The sequence below is a fragment of the Paenibacillus sp. FSL R7-277 genome (assembly GCF_000517965.1).
In the GTDB taxonomy this organism is placed as follows: Bacteria; Bacillota; Bacilli; order Paenibacillales; family Paenibacillaceae; genus Paenibacillus_AQ; species Paenibacillus_AQ silagei.
Window position 1 is genome coordinate 60751 of sequence record NZ_ASPX01000071.1, and the last position, 15809, is coordinate 76559.

Annotated in this window: 11 protein-coding genes; 6 read left to right on the forward strand and 5 right to left on the reverse strand. The window is 55.3% G+C overall.

Annotated features, from left to right (window positions below):
- Positions 1-311: 311 nt before the first annotated feature.
- Together mprF and C173_RS21340 are read left to right on the forward strand one after the other, a co-directional pair.
- A complete protein-coding gene (gene mprF / locus C173_RS21335; RefSeq protein WP_036728323.1) occupies positions 312-2966 on the forward strand; it encodes a bifunctional lysylphosphatidylglycerol flippase/synthetase MprF in 2655 nt (884 codons plus the stop codon).
- A 161-nt stretch (positions 2967-3127) separates the two neighbouring features.
- Positions 3128-4192 carry a hypothetical protein gene (locus tag C173_RS21340; RefSeq protein ID WP_036728176.1) on the forward strand — a complete coding sequence of 355 codons (1065 nt, stop codon included), beginning with the start codon at positions 3128-3130 and terminating at the stop codon, positions 4190-4192.
- 571 nt (positions 4193-4763) lie between these two features.
- On the opposite strand, the gene C173_RS33020 is transcribed toward C173_RS21340, so the two are convergent.
- Together C173_RS33020 and C173_RS21350 are read right to left on the reverse strand one after the other, a co-directional pair.
- Positions 4764-6557 carry an ATP-binding cassette domain-containing protein gene (locus tag C173_RS33020; protein WP_051478255.1) on the reverse strand — a complete coding sequence of 598 codons (1794 nt, stop codon included), beginning with the start codon at positions 6555-6557 and terminating at the stop codon, positions 4764-4766.
- Complete coding sequence (locus C173_RS21350) at positions 6554-7366, reverse strand: ATP-binding cassette domain-containing protein (protein WP_036728177.1); 813 nt, start codon at positions 7364-7366, stop codon at positions 6554-6556. Before C173_RS21350 ends, C173_RS33020 begins: the two co-directional genes overlap by 4 nt.
- A 225-nt stretch (positions 7367-7591) precedes the next feature.
- Between C173_RS21350 and C173_RS21355 the strand changes: the two genes are divergently transcribed.
- Positions 7592-8200 (forward strand): biotin transporter BioY, encoded by a 609-nt coding sequence (locus C173_RS21355; RefSeq protein WP_036728178.1) that lies wholly within the window; start codon positions 7592-7594, stop codon positions 8198-8200.
- 434 nt (positions 8201-8634) lie between these two features.
- Here C173_RS21355 and C173_RS21360 read toward each other — a convergent pair whose 3' ends face one another.
- The 3 genes from C173_RS21360 to C173_RS21370 form a co-directional block, all read right to left on the reverse strand.
- Positions 8635-10119 carry an alpha-amylase gene (locus C173_RS21360; protein ID WP_036728179.1) on the reverse strand — a complete coding sequence of 495 codons (1485 nt, stop codon included), beginning with the start codon at positions 10117-10119 and terminating at the stop codon, positions 8635-8637.
- A 94-nt stretch (positions 10120-10213) separates the two neighbouring features.
- Positions 10214-11059, reverse strand: a complete 846-nt coding sequence (locus tag C173_RS21365; RefSeq protein ID WP_036728180.1) for a DUF72 domain-containing protein — start codon at positions 11057-11059, stop codon at positions 10214-10216.
- Positions 11060-11422: 363 nt separating this feature from the next.
- Positions 11423-13015 carry a histidine kinase N-terminal 7TM domain-containing diguanylate cyclase gene (locus C173_RS21370; RefSeq protein WP_036728185.1) on the reverse strand — a complete coding sequence of 531 codons (1593 nt, stop codon included), beginning with the start codon at positions 13013-13015 and terminating at the stop codon, positions 11423-11425.
- A gap of 330 nt (positions 13016-13345) precedes the next feature.
- Between C173_RS21370 and C173_RS21375 the strand changes: the two genes are divergently transcribed.
- The 3 genes from C173_RS21375 to C173_RS21385 are packed head-to-tail and all read left to right on the forward strand — an operon-like array spanning position 13346 to position 15797.
- Complete coding sequence (locus C173_RS21375) at positions 13346-14128, forward strand: ABC transporter ATP-binding protein (RefSeq protein ID WP_036728193.1); 783 nt, start codon at positions 13346-13348, stop codon at positions 14126-14128.
- A 2-nt stretch (positions 14129-14130) separates the two neighbouring features.
- Positions 14131-14943, forward strand: coding sequence for an ABC transporter permease (locus C173_RS21380; RefSeq protein ID WP_036728194.1), 813 nt, complete (start codon positions 14131-14133; stop codon positions 14941-14943).
- Positions 14943-15797 carry an ABC transporter permease gene (locus C173_RS21385; RefSeq protein ID WP_051478257.1) on the forward strand — a complete coding sequence of 285 codons (855 nt, stop codon included), beginning with the start codon at positions 14943-14945 and terminating at the stop codon, positions 15795-15797. Before C173_RS21380 ends, C173_RS21385 begins: the two co-directional genes overlap by 1 nt.
- Positions 15798-15809 lie beyond the last annotated feature (12 nt).

Below are 15809 nucleotides of genomic sequence, written 5' to 3' on the forward strand. Positions count from 1 at the left end.
CTGAAGGGAGCCGCCATTGCCATGGTGACAGGCTCTCCGTTAGGGGATGACAACCCTTGGTACGATGATAAAAGCACCCGGACTAATCGCAGTCCGGGTGCTTTTAAAATATAGATGTATACGCTTCCCACCATCACCGGATAAATATAAATCTGATGCAGGGACTTATCCTCCGCCCGCCGTCTAACTATTATAGGCATGTGACCATTATACGGGAGTTCTGTTGCGGATCTTGTTATAATGGGTTCGTATGAAGAGGGCTGAATATGTTCAGGCAACAAGAGCGTTCGGCAGTGAGGATAGGTGAAGTCATGCATACTGTAATCAAAAATAAATTGGAACGCTTCAAGCTCGTACGGCTGCTGATATCCATCTACCGGATTAAAGCGGTGCGTGCGCTTTTTCCGCTGCTGATTATCGGTCTGGTCTATCTGGAGGGGCAGCATGAGCTGAAGCAAATTCATTTAGGCAAAATTATCCGTGATCTGAAATCCGTTCCCGTACCCTCTATTATGCAGATGCTGGGAATTTCGCTGCTGTCGGTGGCGGTCATGAGTGCTTATGATTACTTGATCCGGCGGCATTTCCGCCTGCAGATCGGCTGGTTGCGGACCTTCCGTTATGCCTGGATCGCCAATACGTTCAATAATATGATTGGATTCGCCGGTCTGGCTGGTGCGGGCCTTAGAACGCTGCTCTATAAACGGAGCAGTGTGCCTGCATCCTTGCTCGCGCCGGCCATTGTGTTCCTGTCACCGCTGATGATTACGGGGCTGTCGCTGCTTGGGTGGGGGACGATAACCGGACTTCTGCCGGCGGACCGGCTGCTGGGGGCGCATCGCTGGCTGGTTTTTGCAGTCTGGGGGATAGCGCTGTATCTGCCGTTCTTTGTACTCCTCCAGCGCTCTGCGCTCTTCGCCAAATGGGTCAACCGGGGTGAGGGGAGAACCGCCTGGCTTACTGTGGTTGCTTCTGTGGGTGCCTCCTTTCTGGAGTGGGTGTTCGCCGGGCTGACCTTCTGGTTCATTGCCGGTGAGATGCTCGGAAGCGCTCCATTTCTCACCGTCTTCAGTATCTATGTAGTGGCTGCGATAGCGGGAATTCTAAGTATGGCTCCCGGCGGCATCGGTGCGTTCGATCTGATTGCGCTGCTCGGGCTTACCCAGCTTGGCATCAAGAGCGACCATGCAATGGCAGTTCTGGTCATCTACAGATTATTCTATTACATTATCCCTTGGCTGCTCGGACTGGTGCTGGCTGCGCTGGAGTTCGGGCTGCCGGGTACGAAGGGCGCTGAACGCAGCGGCGACAGAGTGGAAGCCCCCCTGACGGTCTGGCAGAAAATATGGGGCTGGCCCGGTCAATATACCTTCCTCAGCGATCTGGGCGTATGGGCACTCGGCAAGCTGGTCTTGGCCAGCGGTCTGCTTCTGCTGCTGTCGGCAGCTACGCCTGAGCTGCTCTACAGGCTGAAGGTGACAGAGGAGCTCCTCTCGCTGCCAGTGATGCAGATCTCGCACCATTTGTCCGTGCTAATCGGCTTTATGCTGATTCTGCTGTCGCGGGGAATCTCCCTGCGTGTCCGCAGGGCTTATGTCTGGACGAGCCTGCTCCTATTGGGTGGGGCGGTATTTGCATTCACGAAGGGATTCGATTACGAGGAGGCTCTGTTCCTGCTGGTGGTGGCGATGATTCTCTGGATCTCACGAAGCCGGTTCTACCGGGTCAGCGTTCCGTTTAGCGCCAAAAGCACCTTATGGTGGCTGCTCCTGACTTCGGCTGTAGCCCTCAGCTATTACGGGCTGGCGAGTTATACCCATCACGGCTTCCTGAAGCATCTCCCGCCCGGCATCCAGCCGGAATGGCTGCGGCAGCACAGTAATGTGGCCGCCACGGCGGCCGGCGGACTGATTTTCTCTTGGCTGCTGCTGACGATGGTTGTAGCCCTCAGGCCGCAGCACAAGGCAGATACGCTTCTCGCGGATAAGGATATGGCGCGGCTGGAGCGCTTCCTCGCGGAGGGCTGGGGCAATGCCTTAAGCCATATGCTGTTTCTTGGCGACAAAAGCTTCTATTGGGCCCAGGAAGGCAAGGTGCTGTTCGCCTTCGCCAGAGTCCGGGACAAGCTGGTGGTACTGGGTGATCCGCTTGGGCCGATGAATCTGCTTAATAACGGAATCAGTGAGTTCAGGCAGGCTGCTGATTTGTATGGACTATCTGTAGTCTTCTATCAGGCGACCCCGGCGCATCTTCCGCTCTATCATGAGCAGGGCTACCGGTTCTTTAAGCTGGGGGAAGAAGCGCTGGTCCCGCTGGCGGACTTTAGTATTAGCGGATCGCGGAACGCCAGCCTGCGTAATGTGAAGGGGCGGTTCGAGCGCGAGGGCTACCGTTTCGAGATCACAGAGGCCCAGCATTCGAAGGAGCTGCTGCAGGAGCTTCGCCTGTTGTCAGAGGAATGGCTGGCCGGGCGCAAGGAGAAAGGCTACTCGCTGGGCTGGTTCAGCGAGCCGTACCTCCAGCTCGCACCGCTGGCACTGCTGCGTGGAGCAGACGGCCATTTGCTGGCTTTTGCCTCCATGGCTCCTGGTTATGACGGGCAGAAGACGGTCTCGGTGGATCTGATGCGCCATCACAAGGATACCCCGAACGGGACTATGGATTACCTGTTCCTGTGTCTGCTGGAATGGGCGAAAGCGCGCGGATACAGAAGCTTCAATCTGGGGTCTGCCCCGCTGTCCAATGTCGGGGGCCGCTTTGGAGCGCTGCGGGAGGAGAAGCTCGCCCGGCTGGTTTTTGAGCGCGGAGGCCACTGGTATGGCTTCTCCGGTCTGCGCCGGTATAAGGAGAAGTTCAACCCGGTATGGGAGCCGCGGTATCTGGCCTATCCTGCTGCGGTGACTCTTCCTCTCTTGACTCTGGATCTGGTGAGGCTGGTCTCCAGGCATCCGGAGGAGGGGAAGTGAGATGAATAGCCTACTGGCGATTGGCGAGCAAGCCTTGTAGTATACGGAAGGCCGGATAAGGCGATAAGAAGTCACGGAAAATATTTGTTTTTCTGCAACTTTTTATATATCCAAGCGTCATGAACAAGGATTCAAAAATCGCGTAACAGGAGGATTATTCTATGTTCAAGAAAGTATTGCTTATTTCTGTTTTGACTATGAGCATGCTGATTACCGCCGGTCCGGTGAATGCGAATCCCAAAGAGCAGCCGGTCAATGAGCGGACCGACGTGGTATGGGTTAGCGGAAATGCAGCGGCACTTGTGGATCATGTGAATAATAAAGCAGATATCGTTGACCTACATACAAACAATGCGACTACGATATCAGATGACTCCAGCCGTATCCTGGACCTACAGGTGATGAGCAGTCCGCCGAAAATTGTGCTTCTTAAACAAGGCAAAGGCACTAAAATTTCGAAATCCGTGTTCTCCTCTGATGGACGTCTCCTCAGCAAAACGGATATCCCGCTTAAAACGGCAGGGGACAAAGTAAAATGGGTAGCTCCAACCGGCAAAACCAATGAACGGATCATGGTCCAAGCGGGAAACAACTTCAGCCTGTATCAATATCCTTGGGCAAAGCCGAGTGTGACTTATAATGCCAAGTTTATTGACAAGGGATATGAAAATGTATCCGTAATGGATTGGGATTTTCAGGCATACCCGTATTTGGCCGTTAAGTATCAGGCACAAGGGATTATGAGCACGGACTATCTGGTGAAGCTGGTTAATTTGTATTCAAGAAATGAGACGGTAATCAAGGACTTCAATACAGACTTCTCCATTCATTCCAGCGGGAACTTCTATGCAGCTTACACTTCCTACACTTATCAGCCCGTACCGGGGAATGTAAGCCGTCCTTCAGCCGATGAGGCTCAGAAGGTCTTCCAGTTAATCAACAAATCCACTAGCAAAGAAACGGCTTCTGTCAAACAGGTCTTCAAAGAGGATGGCGACATTTCCGGGTGGGTAACGGAAGTCATTAATGGTCAGGTGTTTGTGGGGGATCTGCAGGGGCGCTCATGGTCCCTATTCTCTCAGGGAGGCGCGGCGCTGCTGAAGAATCAGGAATGGCCGAAGAATGGAAACACGAAATTTCTGTACGCTAATATAAAGTCGAAAACAGCGTATTTCCTGGATTATTCAACTGGTGATATCTCGGTCATTGCGAGTACATTGAAGTAAATAAAGCTGCTGTGGCAGCAAAAAAGGTGCCGCCCTCTCCGATTGCTGGAGGGGGCGGCTTACTTTTGATTAGGAGTGTGCGCAGAGTTGGGGGAAGTGCCCGTACGCATGCTGAATGAGTAAATGGTGTGACAAAAGTGTAAGCGAAAAACAGCATACAAAGTGCTGGCACGCAGGCGCACGGGCCGAATGTATGTCAAAAACAGCATACAATGTGCTGCCGCGCAGGCAAACGGGCCGAATGTATGCCAAAAACAGCATACAAAGTGCTTGTATGCAGGCGCACGGGCCGAATGTATGCCAAAAACAGCATACAAAGTGCTTGTATGCAGGCGCACGGGCCGAATGTATGCCAAAAACAGCATACAATTGGCTGACGCGAAGGAGAGTAAAACGAATTAAGGCCAATGGAGCAAAAATCAGGGGCACTAGTGCCCCTGATTTCGCCGGATACCCCACAAGTGGGCGGATAGGTAAGAAGGGTTTAACTGTATTAGCTGCGCAGCCGTATAAGTTCTTACACTATTCATCCGCTATGGTGATTTTGTTCACTGAATCGTCCCGTACCCGCTCAGCTGATACGCGCTACCCACCACAGCATAGCTGCAACCGCCAGGATACCTAGCGCTGCCAGTGTATCACGCCTGCTCCAGCGGAGCTGATAGACCGGGGTCCGCTGCTTGGCGGGATCATACCCCCGTGATTCTACGGCTGTCGCCAGCTCGTCGCCCATACCCAGGACAAGAATCAGCAGAGGCACGATGATTAGGGCGATCTGCCTCGGGGACCAGCGGGCCACCCCGCGGGCGCGTCTTCCGCGTGAGCCCAGCGCAAGCTGCAGCTGGGCCAGCTTGCCGAGAATCCACGGCACGAACTGCAGGGTCACGGATACGGCAAGCGACCAGTTACGGGTGCGGATGCCCAGGGCCCGCAGCGGAGCGATGCCCCATTCCAGACCCTCGCGCAAGGGAGCTCCGGTGGTCGTCTCGGTGAACAGGAAGCCCAGGGCAATTAACAGCAGGAAGCGCAGCACGTTAATTCCCCCGCGCACGAGTCCTGCATAGCTGAAGCTGAGCGGCCCGAGTGCGAAGTCGGGAGAGCTCCAGCTAAGCCCGGACAGGAGCCAGAGGAACAGGAACATCAGCAGGAACGGGCGGAAGAAGCGGAAGGCCCGGCGCCAGGAGATGCGGGCCGAAGCCGCGAGCCCGGCCAGCAGCCCGGCGGTAAGCAGCAGCGGGAGCAGAGTGTTCATCCCTAACAGGACCAGCGAGCCGAGAATCATCCCCAGCCATTTGGCCCGGGGATCGAGTCCTTGCCAGCCGGGCCTGAGCGGGGTGTTCTGTTCTAGTCTTGGATTGCCAGGCCTGATTATCGTCTGAACCCGCTCTGTTCTGGAGGATCGAGGAGAATGATCTCGCTTCCAGGTGCCTTCTAAGCTGTATTCCGCACTGTGTTGTTCGCTGGTTTTGGTATTCTGGTTGCCGGGTGGCATGGCGCTGCTGCGCGCAGAGGCGCCAGTGCCTGCCGGCCACCTGTCCGTCTGCGGCATAGGCAGCGGGTGCTTTTCCAGCCCTACCAGCAGCTCCTCCAGATTGTCCGGGACTGCCTCCAGTAGGCCATACTGCACCGCTCTGCGTCCCATAGAAGCATAGACGGGGGGTGTGAGTCCGGCATCTGCCAGCAGGCTGGGATCAGCAGTCAATGCCGGAGCAGGACCGTCATAATGGATAACGCCCTGCTTCATTACGATGACCTTGTCGGCAACCGGCAGGAAGCTGTCCAGATCATGGGTGCCGATGATCAGGGTCAGGCCGCCGCTGCGCAGCTCCTTCACCATTTCGAGCAGTGCCTGCGCTGCCTGGGGGTCCAGCCCTGCGGTCGGCTCATCCAGAATCAGAAGCCCGGGCTGTACGGCCAGGGCACCCGCAATACATACGCGCCGCTTCTCGCCCCCGCTAAGCAGAAAGGGAGAGCGCCCGGCGAATTCATCGTAAGCCAGCCCGGTCTTCGCCAGGGCGCTCGCGATGATCTCCGTCCGCTTCTCCTTGGACACCCCGCGCTCCATCAGGCCGTATTCGATATCCTTATGTACCGTACCCGCGAACAGCTGGGTCTCCGGCTGCTGGAATACCATGGACACAGCTTCGGCAGTCTTGTAGTCCGTCTTCTTCCCGTGATCGTAAAGAATCTGCCCGGTGGAAGGCTGTGCAAGACCCGCGAGCAGACGGAGCAGCGTAGACTTGCCGCTCCCGTTCACCCCGCAGAGGACGGTCAGTGTACCTGTAGGGATATCCAGAGAGATATCCTGAACCGCTGGCCTGCCGCCTTCATAGCAGAAGGAAAGATGCTCCGTACGAATTCTCATAGCAGCTCCTCCAGATCCTGTCCGGTCAGCGGCAGCAGGTGAAGCGGCCAGCCCTGCTTCTGCAGCAGCTTCCCGACCCGAACGGCCGGAGAAGGAAGCCAGCCGAGGGTCACCGGCAGCTCCGAGGTATAGAACAGGCTGCGCGGGCTGCCGTCATAGAGCAATTGCCCCTTGCCCAGCACCGCAATGCGCGGGCTTGCGGCCAGCTCCTCCATCCGCTGCGTGACCCAGAGGATGGTAGTCCCTGCCTGCCATAGCCCCTGGGCCAGCTCCAGAATATCCGATCTTCCCTCAGGGTCCAGCATCGAGGTAGCCTCATCGAAAATAATCATCTTAGCTTCCAGTGCCAGGCAGCAGCCTACCGCCAGACGCTGGCGCTCTCCGCCGGATAGTGTAGATACCTCTGCCTCCGCTTTATGGCTTAGTCCTACCTGCTGTAGAATCTCATGGATTCGTGCAATCATCCGCTCCCGTTCCAGTCCCCGGTTCTCCAGCCCGAAGGCGATATCCTCGAACGGGGTGGAGCCAACCGTCTGTGCTTCGGGATTCTGAAACACAAGCTGCACGTGCTGCTTAACAGCCATACGGTTCTCCGGCAGGCGCAGGTCCAGTCCGGCCACGGACAGACTGCCGCCGGAGGGGGTGTTCAGTCCGTTGAAGGAGCGGATTAGCGAGGTTTTGCCGCAGCCGTTGGCCCCTGTCAGCGCTACCCATTCCCCAGGCTCTATATGAATGTTAATCCCTTGCAGTACCGTTCGGCGATGCTGCCCCTCCCGCACGGACAAGCTTATATTATGCGCCCTGATCATCCTCATGCCTGCTTTCCGTCCAGCTCTAGTCAACAATTGCTACCCATTATAACAAAGATTTCAGAATTGATGTATCTGGAGGGTGATGTTATAGTGATTCCAAGTGGAAACGGCTTTGCCATCCTTTTAAAGGATGGTACCGTTTCGGTGAGAAATAGAAGGATAATTTGTAGCGTGAAACATATAAATTCTTATATTTTTAAAAAAAGGGGGAACCTCCCGGCCATGAAGAAATGGACCACCCGCGGCCTGATATTCAGTGCCTTATTCGCCGCCGTCATGATAGCTCTGAGTTATTTGAAAATCTCGCTGCCCTTCTCCACGGTACCCATTACCATGCAGACCCTCGCGGTAATGCTGGCTGGTTCAATCCTTGGGGCCCGTTACGGGGCGCTTGCTGTACTGATCGTGATCGGACTCGCCGCTGCCGGATTCCAGGTGATGGGCGGAAGCGGAGGATTGGCGGTCCTGGTTGGCCCTACCGCAGGATATATCTTCTCCTGGCCGTTCGTGGCCTGGCTGATCGGCTTTTTCGCCGAACGTATCAAGCAGGACCAATACACCTTCGTGAAGCTGCTGGCCGCTAACTTTATCTTCGGGGCACTGTTAGTTTATCCGGGCGGTGTGGGGTGGCTGGCCTATTCTACAGGTATGGATTCACTCGGCAAGGCATTGACGGCAGGCATGTGGCCGTTTCTTCCGGGGGACCTGCTCAAAGCAGTCTTGTGTTCGGCTGTAGTAACGGCGGTATGGAAGGTATATCCGATCAAACGTATTCTGAACCATGACACAGGCGTCTGGGCTGACGGGGACAACACAACCACAACTCCTTAACCGCAAGCTGCTGACCAATAAGTGCAAATGCTAACTGCAAGTTATGTCTTGCTCAGCATAAATAGGCGAATTCATAGCCCCTGTGGCGTGGATTTGCCTATTTCGCGTTGTTCACAATAGTAATTCTATAGGCATCCGTCAGATGCTGAACGTACTGTGGATAAAATGTGGATAACATTGTGGAAAAATCCCAGTGGTGGCGCTGAGTTTGGCCGGATGAGTGTCAAATGAGCCAATGAGTAACTTGTTTGCGTGTAAATAGAGTAATATATTTCTTTTGTGAATAATATGTGGATAAAATGGGAGGTTAGTTGCTCTGAGCCCGCGAATGAAATAAGGTGGACAGATACCCTTGATTCCACTACAAGCGTCACTTCTCACCTATAAAAAAATGCCGTCCCCTAATAACAGGGACGGCATTAATCTTTACAAGCTCAATCCTCCGCGCAGGCATCGGCTGGCTTCGGCTCGGGCAGCGCCCAGACGGAGACGCTTCCGCCATTCACCGGGAATACGGCCCAGCCGTCTTCGCCGATGGTGACGGACTCCCCGCGGTTATGGGTGAAGTCCTCCCATACCTCTCCGCTGCGCGATTCGCCCACGAACATCCGCTTCTCTCCGTTGTCTCCGTTGGAGATGACTACAGCGCAGCCGGAGCCTTCGATCTCCTGAACGCCGCGCCGGACCCAGCCGATAGTGTTCGGATGGTCGAAGTAATCGTCCTGATCACCGTAAGCTTTGGTGTGGCGGGCACAGAGCAGAGGATCGATGGCGTCCTTCTTGCCTTCCATCGGCGCAGGGCCGCCGATGCCGTAATAATCCCCGTAGAAGACAACGGGATATCCGTCGCGCCGCAGCAGAATCAGGGCGTAGGCGCTTTGCTTGAACCAGTCGCCCACCCAGGATTCCAGAGCCTCATGAGGCTGGGAATCGTGATTGTCGACGAAGGTGACGGCATTCGCGGGGTGCGTCTGTACGAGCGTATCATCGAAGATATGCGTCAGGTCAAAATCCCGGCCTGCCAGTGCGGCGGAGTACAGCTTGTAATGAAGAGAGACATCGAACAGATCGATCTGGTAATCGACAGTGTTCAGGAATTCGCGGCAGGCCTCCAGATTGGAGTTCCAGAATTCACCGACGATGTAGAAGTCCTCGCCGCGCTTCTTTTTCATCTCCATGGCGAATTCCTTGATGAACTCGTGGTTGATATGCTTGATCGCATCCAGCCGGTATCCGCTGCATTGCAGCGTATCGACCAGCCACTTGCCCCAGTTCAGCATCTCCTGCTTCACATCTTCATTGAGGTAATCAATGTTGGCGAACATCAGATAGTCATAGTTGCCGAATTCAGTATCCACATTCTCATTCCAGCCTTTATTCGTGCCGTCAATCCGGAATACGCCGTTGCGGCCTTCCTTGGCATCGAAATCGGTTCCGTTGAAGTGAGTGTGATTCCACTTGAAGCTGGAGTATTCCTCGCCGCGTCCCGGGAAATCGAATTTGGTCCAGCCTTCAATCTCGAACGGCTCGGAGATATCCTTGTTGCGGTCGTTCGGGTCCACCTCAATAACCTCGAAGACCTCGGTCTCATCTGCTCCGGCTTTATGGTTCATGACCAGATCCACGTAGACCGCAATGCCGTTCTTCAGGCACTCGGCAATCGCGTCGATTAACTCCTGCTTGGTTCCATACTTCGTGCGCACATCACCCTTTTGATCGAATTCACCGAGGTCATACAGATCGTAGACTCCATAACCGGTATCTTCGGGCGAGACGGCCTTGGTAACAGGGGGAACCCATACCGAATCAATGCCCGCCGCCTTCAGTTCCGGGGCCATCTGGGCAAGGCGTTTCCAGTGTTCTCCATCCGCCGCGACATGCCATTCAAAAAATTGCATCATAGTATGATTTCTCTTCATAATTCTTTGGCCTCCTCTACAAATATAAGACGAATGGGACGGTGATCAAATGCTTCAGCAGGGAGTAGAAGAGATTTATGTAGACCTCTGTACATCAGTTGAATAAGTCCAGTTGGCGCGGGGCCAGCCCGCCGTCGATCCCAAGCAGCGATTGCAGCTCTTGGGCATTAGGAGTGGCATCCCCGGCAGAATTATTATTAAATACCACGTAAATATTCTTACAGGTCTGTTCAAGCTCCAGCAGCCGGTCCCGCCACTGCGTTAACTCTTCGGTGCTGTAACGGTACAGATAGCGAAGCTTGCGCCAGTCCGGGTGACTGCTCTGGTTCCAGCCTGCGGTGTTGCGCCCGTGCAGCCGCACGTAGGTGAGGTCCGGCCGGGTGGCGACAGGGACAATCGGGATGGAGCCGGAACCTGCCTGCGGCTCGTCGGCTATCGTATGAATCCAGCCTTCCTGCTCCAGGAACTGGAGGGTCCGCTCACGCATCTCAGGGCTGTACCAGGAATCATTACGGAATTCGATGGCAGCGGGTACATCCAATAGCCGCTCCTTCGCTTCGCGCAGGAAATCCACATTGTCCTTGGTGCAGTCGAACCAGGGCGGGAATTGAAACAGCGCCATCGCCAGCTTGCCCGCTGAGCGGACAGGAGCGATAGAGGTATGGAAGGCCCGGTACATCTCCTCCGGCGTATCGTAGTAATTCTTTTTCCCCCGCAGATGTCCGGTCATTCCCTGATAAGCCTTCACAATGAACTGGAACGCCTCCGGCGTCTGGTTGACCCATTTCTCGTAATTTCGGACCGGCTGAACCGCGTAGAAGGAGCTGTCAATTTCCACAATGGGAAAATGGGCGCTGTAGGCAGGCAGGCGGTCGGCAGGTTTGATTTTGCCGTACAGCTCCTCATGGTCTCCGAAGCCGGTCAGCCCGATCTTGATCATAGAACCCCCTCCATGTCGCATGAACCTGAATTCTGCCGAACGGATCGGCTAACTCTTATTAAACTGAAAACCCGCCTATGCAAACAACAGGAGAACAGGAATGACGGAAATCAGTGCAGGGACAGGAAAGAACTGGAGAAAAGGGGCTATGGAAGCTGGTATCACCAAAAGAGTAGGCGGATATACCCGGCGGGTGCCATTTATTCAAATATAAGAATTTTTGGTTCAAGCTATAAATTATCCTTCTATTTCTCGCTGAAACGGTACCGTCCTTTGAAAGTACGGCGAAGCCGTTTCTACTTGTTATGCAGAGGGAAAGCGTGAGGTGACGCGCGGGGCAGGAAAAGATGGGCTTCTCCTCCATCACATGGGCTTGAAGCGGGTGATGGAGGAGACGCCATACAGATGAACGCTATTGCGGCCGTTACGCTTGGAGGAGTAGAGGGCATGGTCTGCTTCCGAGAGCAGCTCCTCCAGTGAGATCGAACGGCGGAAGGCTTCAGTCACGCCGAAGCTGGCTGTGATTTTAATTGTTCCTGTGATGGTGGAGAAGGTGCTCTGCTCGATGTCCCTGCGGATACGCTCAGAGATCAGGGCCGCTTCCTTCAAGGGGGCTCCCGGCAGGCTTAAGACGAATTCCTCGCCTCCGTACCGTCCGAAGACATCCCCTTCCCGGACATGCTGACGGCATACGCCTACTACATGCTGCAAGGCCATATCCCCGTGCTGATGCCCGTAGCGGTCGTTAATGTTCTTGAAGAAATCGATATCCAGCAGGATGACCGAGAAGGGGGCAGCGGAGTCTGCGGCTTCCTTCAGCCGTTGCCGGCTCAGCTCCATGAAGTGGGTCCGGTTGTAGATGCCGGTCAGGCTGTCGATGGTGGCAAGCTGCAGCAGCTTGTCCTGGAGCAGGGTGCGTTCGGTAACATCAATCAGCATGATCATCCGCCCGGCAAGATGGCCGTCATGCTTCTGGACCGGAGAGGAACGGACCTGATAATAGCAGACTTCTCCGCCGGAATGCCATACCAGCTCCTGCTCCTCGCTGATCTGCGGATTGGAATTCATTACATAATCGACAGCTTCCTTGCCGGCAGGCAGGAAGAGTTGGGCCAGCGGGCGGCCGATGGCGGAGGCATCCAGATCCTCAAGCATCTCGGCAGCGGCCCGGTTATAATCCACCAGCTTGTCGGAGAGGTCCATGACCAGTACGCCGTCGCGCATGCTCTCGAACAGATTCTCGCGGGCAATCGGTGCGGCGGTCAGCATCCCTCTGGACAGAATGGCCCATATATACAGGGACGAGGTTACGCTCATCACAACGGGTACAGGGTCTGTTCCGTATGGAGTCAGGTCCATCAGATAGAGGAAGGCCCCCAGCGCAGGCAGGAATTGTCCGACAAAAATAATCAGCATCTGCCGCAGATAAGCCCGCCGCATCCGCCCCCAGCGCCAGAGGATCAGGCACATACCGGCCAGCATACAGCCGAAGGTCAGACTGCCCTGCACGATATACCAGGGTCCCATGACGATATCCACCAGCGGTGCAGGCGCGCCTTCCCGGAAGTAGATAGCCTTATAGAACAGGTGATGGGAGTCGTTGGTCCAGACAAGCACCGTGGAGATCACGGGGACGGAGTAGAGGAGGACCAGCAGTTTTCGGGAGACTAGCTTCTCTAAGCCCACGAAGTGCATGATCATCAGCAGACTGGAGGGCGCGATGTACGGCATTCCGAGATACTCCAGCTTGATCCAGAACTTAATCTGTTCCATCGAGTTCCCCGAGAGCTCGAGCGCGAAGGCGAATGTGTACACCGCCGAGGCGGCGGAGCTGACGATGAATGCGCGCAGGCCCGAGAAGTCAGTCTTCCTGTAAAAAGCAAACAGGGCGAGCAAGGCGTTCAGCACACCGGAGATCGAAACGATAATAATGTAGTTGGAAATCAGAGATGCCATGGGGAGCGCCTCCATGAATTGGGATAAGCATTGGACATTGTGAATAGTCTCCTGGACACAAAATGAAATGCAATGGCAAAGCCGTTTCCACTTATAGTTACTTACTATTTTTATCGGCAATCAGCTCTATTATTTACACTGTAAGCGGCTCCCTAGACAAAGTGACGGAATTTCACAGTCTCAATGTTACGCTTTGTCTAATGTGGGATTCGCAGGCAACGTGTAACATGTTAATTAATCCTACATGGGATGAGGAATAGGACGGTAGTTAAGATAATTATGTGATGTTAATTAACATTTAATAGATTCAGGGATGGAGGGGGACTGGAAATGTCACTAGTAGCAGCAAAAATTCCTGAAATACAGCTGGAGCATGTCGAAATGCGTTACCAGACGGAGACGGCAGATGTGCTGGCCCTGCATCAGGTAAGTCTCGATATTGCCAAGGGGGAGTTCGTCTCCCTGCTGGGTCCTTCCGGGTGCGGAAAGACTACTCTTCTGAGGCTGATGGCAGATCTTATAACACCAACGGCTGGAAATATTATGGTGGCAGGCAAAAACCCCAAAGAGGCCCGGCTGGCACAGAAATACGGTATCGTGTTCCAGAGTCCGGTGCTGTATGACTGGCGGAAGGTCAAGCATAATATTACACTGCCGCTGGAGCTGCTGGGCGTCAAGAAATCGATCCGTGAGGACAAAGCGCTGGAGCTGCTTGATCTCGTGGGCTTGCAGGGGTTCGCCGATAAGTATCCCTGGCAGCTCAGCGGGGGGATGCAGCAGCGTGTAGCCATTGCCCGGGCGCTCTCCATGGAGCCGGAAATCCTGCTCATGGATGAACCGTTCTCGGCGCTGGATGAATTCACGCGCGAGCGGCTGAATGAAGAGCTGCTCTCCGTCTGGAGTAAGGTACAGAGCACGATTGTGTTCGTAACCCACAGTATTCCCGAATCGATCTTCCTGTCGGACCGGGTGTTCGTCCTGTCTCCGCATCCGGGCAGGCTCTCGGCGGTTGTCGATATTCCGCTGCCCCGTCCGCGTACGGCGGACATGAGGAACAGTCCGGAGTTCTTCGAGCTGATTGCCCGTATCCGCGACAGCTTCGAAGGGGTGTAGTGATGAAGCTGAGCCGTGCGTTAATGCGGAACCGTGCGCTACCGCTGTTTGTCTGGATCTGCGGCCTGCTGGTGCTGTGGGAGGCGGTCTCCTGGTGGCTGCTGCATGTGGCGAAGACGCCGCTGGCCCAGTCCAAGCTGCCTTATGTCCACGAGGTGGCGCTTACTCTGTGGCAGTACAGCGGCACCCTTCTCCGTGAAGGGGGAGCTACCTTCGGCAATGCCGGGGTGGGCTTCCTGATCGGAGCGCTCTCTGGAGTGCTGCTGGCCGTGCTGATGAGTCTCTCCCGGACGATAGAGCAGCTTGCCTTCCCGTATGCGGTTGCTTCGCAGATGATTCCGATTCTGGGGCTGGCGCCGATTATATACGGGATTGTGCGGGATGAGCAGCTGTCGCGGATCATCATCTCCGGCTATATCACCTTCTTTCCGGTGGCGTTGAATATGCTGCGCGGTCTGCGGAGTGTGGACCCCTCTGCCCTGGAGCTGATGCACTCTTATGCCGCTAAGCCGTGGGCTGTATATTGGAAGCTGCGCTTCCCGGCAGCGCTGCCGGGGCTGTTCAGCGGGCTGAAGATTGCAGCGCCGCTGGCTGTAACGGGTGCAATTCTAGTTGAGCTCATGGGTGCGCAGCGCGGGATCGGGGTCATTATGCTCCGCAATCTCTATTACGGACCCTCCCATACGTATATGTTCTGGTCTACGGTACTGGTTGGTGCTCTGCTGGGCATGGCCAGCTATTGGCTGATGAGTCTGGTGGAACGTCTGGTAGCCCCCTGGCAGCCGGAATTCCGTCCCCAAGGAGGCAGCCGCTAATGGAAAGTAATACGGTTCGCGAATTCCCGTCATCTAACAACGTTATTACGCCAGATACGGATCAAGGCGGAGATCCATGGAAATTCCTGAAATGGCTGAACCCCGGGTTCGTGCTGCCGCTGCTTGCCGGAGCTTTGTTCCTGCTGCTGTGGGAGCTCCAGATCTTTCATCGCATCTTCGATCTGAAGAAATATCAGCTCCCCTTGCCCTCCGCCATCGCTGAAGCGATGCGGGACAATCTCAGTCTGCTGCTCTCTTATACAGGGTATACCCTCACTGAAGCCGTTCTTGGTATGCTGATCGGCTCCGGCTGCGGCTTCCTGATTGCCTTGGCTGCTACGGCCTGGCCCCGCTGGGGCGGCGGCAGCCTCACGATGGTAGCTGCACTCAATGCCGTGCCCATAGTGGCGCTTGCCCCTATCATGAACCTGTGGTTCGGGGACGGCATCGGCTCGCGGGCGGCGATTGTGACCGCGACCACGATGGCGGCTATGGCGATCAATGCCTACAAGGGCATGGCGGCTGTGGACCCGCTGGCGCTGGACCTGATGCATTCCTATGCGGCAGGCAAACGGGCGGTATTCCGCCATCTGCGGATTCAGAACAGTCTGCCTTATGTATTCACCGCCTTGAAGATCAACGCTACAGCGAGCATGATCGGGGCGATTGTCGGAGAGTTCTTCTTCTCCTCGCGGGGGCTGGGTTATCTGCTCTCGAATTCCATCAAGGTGGCGAAGATGCCGCTGGGCTGGTCCTGCATCGTGCTTGCCGCGGTTGCCGGAGTAATCTTTTACCTGGTCGTAGAGCGGCTGGAGAAGGTGTTTATCAAGTGGCACCCTTCCCGGCGTACGTAGTGTGTAATTCCT

Bases quoted from the DNA above. Each gene is read 5' to 3' on its own strand.
- C173_RS21355 (WP_036728178.1), top strand. From the start codon at position 7,592: ATGAAGAAATGGACCACCCGCGGCCTGATATTCAGTGCCTTATTCGCC.
- C173_RS21340 (WP_036728176.1), top strand. From the start codon at position 3,128: ATGTTCAAGAAAGTATTGCTTATTTCTGTTTTGACTATGAGCATGCTG.
- mprF (WP_036728323.1), top strand. From the start codon at position 312: ATGCATACTGTAATCAAAAATAAATTGGAACGCTTCAAGCTCGTACGG.
- C173_RS21385 (WP_051478257.1), top strand. From the start codon at position 14,943: ATGGAAAGTAATACGGTTCGCGAATTCCCGTCATCTAACAACGTTATT.
- C173_RS21370 (WP_036728185.1), bottom strand. From the start codon at position 13,015: ATGGCATCTCTGATTTCCAACTACATTATTATCGTTTCGATCTCCGGT.
- C173_RS33020 (WP_051478255.1), bottom strand. From the start codon at position 6,557: ATGAGAATTCGTACGGAGCATCTTTCCTTCTGCTATGAAGGCGGCAGG.
- C173_RS21350 (WP_036728177.1), bottom strand. From the start codon at position 7,366: ATGATCAGGGCGCATAATATAAGCTTGTCCGTGCGGGAGGGGCAGCAT.
- C173_RS21375 (WP_036728193.1), top strand. From the start codon at position 13,346: ATGTCACTAGTAGCAGCAAAAATTCCTGAAATACAGCTGGAGCATGTC.
- C173_RS21360 (WP_036728179.1), bottom strand. From the start codon at position 10,119: ATGAAGAGAAATCATACTATGATGCAATTTTTTGAATGGCATGTCGCG.
- C173_RS21365 (WP_036728180.1), bottom strand. From the start codon at position 11,059: ATGATCAAGATCGGGCTGACCGGCTTCGGAGACCATGAGGAGCTGTAC.
- C173_RS21380 (WP_036728194.1), top strand. From the start codon at position 14,131: ATGAAGCTGAGCCGTGCGTTAATGCGGAACCGTGCGCTACCGCTGTTT.